This is a genomic window from Streptococcus sp. DD11, assembly GCF_001578865.1.
Lineage (GTDB): Bacteria > Bacillota > Bacilli > Lactobacillales > Streptococcaceae > Streptococcus > Streptococcus panodentis.
In genome coordinates, this window is sequence record NZ_KQ969397.1 from 1 (window position 1) to 1,376 (window position 1,376).

2 protein-coding genes are annotated in these 1,376 nt (G+C 47.3%); both read right to left on the bottom strand.

Annotated features, from left to right (window positions below):
• Positions 1–456 (bottom strand): aspartate-semialdehyde dehydrogenase (locus STRDD11_RS11005; RefSeq protein WP_128837348.1); only part of this gene is annotated, 456 nt, incomplete at its 3' end.
• 185 nt (positions 457–641) lie between these two features.
• Positions 642–833: a shikimate dehydrogenase gene (locus tag STRDD11_RS14705; protein WP_241209437.1), complete on the bottom strand. Its 192-nt coding sequence runs from the start codon at positions 831–833 to the stop codon at positions 642–644.
• Positions 834–1,376 lie beyond the last annotated feature (543 nt).

Sequence of the window (1,376 nt, forward strand, 5' to 3'; positions counted from 1 at the left end):
CGATACAATCACGCGCTCAACTCCCCACTTATCTGCGATAGCCTTCAGCGGCAGCATCATTTGGATAGTAGAGCAGTTTGGACAGGAGATAATCCCCTTGTGGCGATCCAGCGCATGCGCATTGACTTCAGGAACAACCAAGGGAGTCTGGCTGTCTTGGCGGAAATAAGAGGTATTGTCCACTACCACTGCTCCTGCTTTGACCGCATAAGGAGCATATTTAGCTGAGGTTGAGCCGCCGGCTGAGAAGAGGGCAATATCAACGCCTGCAAAAGCATCTTCTGTCGTCTCCTCAATAGCAATGTCCTGACCTCTAAAAGGCAAAACCTTGCCTGCAGAACGGGCAGACGCCAGATAGCGGACCTTATCAATCGGAAGAGATGATTCTTCCAGCATTTTTATCATCTGAGCGCCAACGGCACCAGTAGCACCGACCACGGCAACTGTATATCCCATAGCTTACCTCGCGATTTTTAAAGAATTTTATATTTTTGCTATTATACCATTTTTGCTGAAAATTGCAACTCTTTCTAAAGCAGCTGCAGCACTTTACAGCTGGAAACTCTCTGCCGATATTCGGCGCTTTCCGGCAGTCTCTTATCTGCCGTATCAAAGTCTTCAAATAAACGCAGACCCAGCTTTCACTCTGCCTGCATCAATATCTCTAAACTCGTCTGCATGCTGCGGATTTGACTCGTCAAGAGCAACAGCACTACGACGCTGCTCGTCTCAGTATCCATGTCTCTAAGCTCACCTTCGACCATTGGTCTTGCCTCACTAAGAGAACTTGTTTGGTTTACAGCTTTTGTCCTCACGGACAAAACTGCATCCATTGCTCTATGACTCAACCTCGCCCTAGGGGCTTGTTTCGTCAAGAGCAATAGCACTCACGACGCCAACCGTCTCAGTATCCATGTCTCTAAGTTCACCTTCGACCATTGGTCTTGCCTCACTAAGAGAACTTGTTTGGCTTACAGCTTTTGTCCTCACGGACAAAACTGCATCCATTGCTCTATGACTCAACCTCGCCCTAGGGGCTTGTTTCGTCAAGAGCAATAGAAAATCCCCAATCCGTAGACTGGGGATAAGGGCACTTTCGTGTGACGAGCCGGTTCACACAACTCATCAAGGTCCGCTCCTGCGTTATGACCTCCCATGCTTCAATTTGCAGATAAACTGCATATCGACTCATCGCACGAATATTAGTCTAACACGGAATCAAGGAAAAATCAAGAACTTTATTTTAGGCTGCTGTTTACCCATTCGATAAAGTTCGTTGTTGAATCGCCAGTCACTTCTGCTTCTGTATGCTGCTGGCCCCAAACGGTAGCAAAATCAACATTCTTGATGCCGTAATTTTGCAGGGCAAGGGATAG

Coding starts and splice junctions, on each gene's coding strand:
- STRDD11_RS14705 (WP_241209437.1), bottom strand. CDS start 833: ATGGATGCAGTTTTGTCCGTGAGGACAAAAGCTGTAAACCAAACAAGT.